At 63.6% G+C, this 2,767-nt stretch carries 1 pseudogene; it reads right to left on the reverse strand.

The window, feature by feature from the left end:
- Positions 1–2,767: pseudogene (locus JMF90_RS32245) on the reverse strand (hypothetical protein); the annotation flags it as partial.

The raw sequence follows: 2,767 nt of genomic DNA on the forward strand, positions 1-2,767 counted from the left end.
CGACACGGCTTCGCCAACGTTATTCGCACTGGTCTTGTCGCCGTCCAGCTTATACGTCGGTGCCGTCACCTTACCGGTTTCGTCTACCTTCGACCCACCACCCAGCGCGCTCGCCACACTTTGCGCGGCGCCATACAGCTGCGAACCGTTCACCGCTTCCGTGCTATCCGCACTCACCGCGCCCGCTGCAACTTTCTTCAGCGTCGTACCTTTCTCGCCAGACAGCGTGACTGCGCTCTTGGCTGCATCGTCGTACACAACCGCATTCGAATCCGTACCACCGCCACCGCTTGCTGCCGCGGCTGCAAGCGCGTCACCCACGTTAGCGTAGGTCTTGTCACCGATGTGATACGTCGGTGCCTTCACGCTGCCGTCGGGGCCGATACCCGCATCACCACCCAATGCCGTGGTGATGCCCTTCATCTGGCCTACGTTCACTGCGTCGGTATCCGAAATCCCGCCTGCAACGTTCTTCAACGCCACCGGCGCTACTGCGCCCGCACCGCCAAGCGTCACCGAACCGCGATCCGTCGTGCCGTCTGCCTTGCGGTCGTACGTCAGCGCCGCGATCGCCTTGCCCGTGTCCTTGTCGATCAAACCGGACTCGGCAATATCGCCTTGCAGTTTCTCGACGTTCGCCGCGTTCGTCGTCACGCGGCCGTCCAGGTTCGAGAATGCGTCGCCAACGTTGTGCGCGGTGGTCTTGCCGCCGTCCAGCGTATACGCCGGTGCCACCAGCTTGCCTGCTGCGTCCACCGTCGAACCGCCGCTCAGCGCACTCGCCATACTCTGCGACGCGTCGTACAGCTGCGCACCGTTCATCGCTTCCATGCTCGTCGCATTCACGGCGCCGGCAGCAACGTTCTTCAGCGTCGTGCCTTTTTCGCCAGCCAGCGTGATCGCGCCTTTGGTCTTGTCGTCGTATGCAACCTCGTTCGGATTCGTACCGCCACCACCGCCGGTTTCCGCCGCGGCCGTGATCGCGTCGCCCACGTTACCGTAGGTCTTGTCGCCAACGTGGTACTTCGGTGCCGTCACGCTGCCATCGGCGCCAATGCCCGCACCGCCACCCAGCGCCGTCGTTACGCCACTGAGCTGCGTCACGTTCACCGCGTCGGTGCCTTGCGTACCCGCCGCGACGTTCACCATCTGGCGCTCGCTTCCGGCATTACCCACCGAAACGGTATTGGCGCGCGTCGCCTTGGAACCGGTACCCAGTGCGACCGCACTATTCGCGCCTTTTTCGACGCTGGCATTTGCGCCCAGCGCCATCGAGTCGGCCACGTTGCGTGCAACACTCGCGGACGCGCCCAGCGCAATGCCATTGGTCGCACCTGCTGCGGAGCTGGCCTTGTTACCGAGCGCAATGGAATTCGCGCCGATTGCCGCCACGCCGTTATTGCCGAGCGCGATCGCGTTGTCACCGTTTGCCCGCGCCTGCGAACCCACCGCAAGCGCACTTTCCCCATTGGTCGTCACATTCGACCCGATGGCCACCGAATTGGCTTGGCCGGCACCCGTTTGGGCCATGTTACCGATGGCCACTGCGCCATCCGAGTACGCGTAGCTACGCACGCCGAGGGCGACCGCATTCGCGCCCGAGGCAATGGAACCTACACCGATCGCGGCGGCAGTGTCGCTCGCCGGATCGCCGCCGACGATGTTCGCGGTATTCTCCTGACTACCGTCCGCTCCCGCGCCGGCAACTTGCAAGAATTTCGATGGGTCGACCGATGCCAAGTCCGTCTTGGCAGCGAGGACGTTAGCCGTCAGCGAGCCATGCCGCGACCTGAGTTCCGACGACAGCTTGTCGGTCCGGTCGGACATCTTTTCGATCGCTTCGGTCAGTTGATTCACGTTGACTGCGTCGGTATCTTCCGTACCGTCGGCCACGTTCGAAATGCGACGTTCGCGACCGACGTCGCCAACCGATACCTGGTTCGCCTCCGTAGCAACCGAATTGAGGCCGATCGCGACCGAGTTGAGCCCGTTCGCGCGTGAACCCGTACCCAAGGCCAGCGAGCCATTTCCGGTCGCGTTTGCGCCCGCGCCGATCGCGACGGTATTGGTTCCCATCGCATTTGCGGCTTGCCCCGTTGCCTTGACCTTGATGTAGCGCATCGACAGGCTGCCGTCCGAGAGCGAATCGCGAATCGACTTCGTTGCATCCGACAATTGGCCGACGTTCACTGCGTCGGTCGCGTCCACGCCGGCTGTGACGTTCTTCAACGTCGTGCCTTGCTCGCCAGCCAGCGTAATCGCGCCTTTGGTCTTGTCGTCGTATGAGACCGCGTTCGGATTCGCACCGCCGCCGGTTTCCGCCGCGGCCGTGATCGCGTCACCAACGTTGCCGTAGGTCTTGTCGCCGACGTGGTACTTCGGTGCCGTCACGCTGCCATCGGCGCCGATGCCCGCGCCACCGCCCAGCGCCGTGGTAATGCCTTTCATCTGGCCCACGTTCGCTGCATCGGTGTCGGCAATGCCCATCGCAACGTTCTTCAACGCCACCGGCTCCTTGGCACCCGCGCCGCCAAGCGTCACTGAGCCGCGATCGGCCGCACCGTCTTCCTTACGATCGTACGTCAGCGCCGCGATCGCCTGGTTCTTGCCTTTGTCCCACAGACCGGAATCGGCGAGATTGTCTTTCAGCTTCTCGACGTTCGTCGCATTCGTTGTTACTCGGCCGTCCAGGTTCGACACCGCGTCGCCAACGTTTTTCGCCGTGGTCTTGCCGCCGTCCAGCGTGTACGTCGGGGCCGTCAGCTTG

It is taken from the genome of Burkholderia sp. E168m23, assembly GCF_016586125.1.
In the GTDB taxonomy this organism is placed as follows: Bacteria; Pseudomonadota; Gammaproteobacteria; order Burkholderiales; family Burkholderiaceae; genus Burkholderia; species Burkholderia orbicola.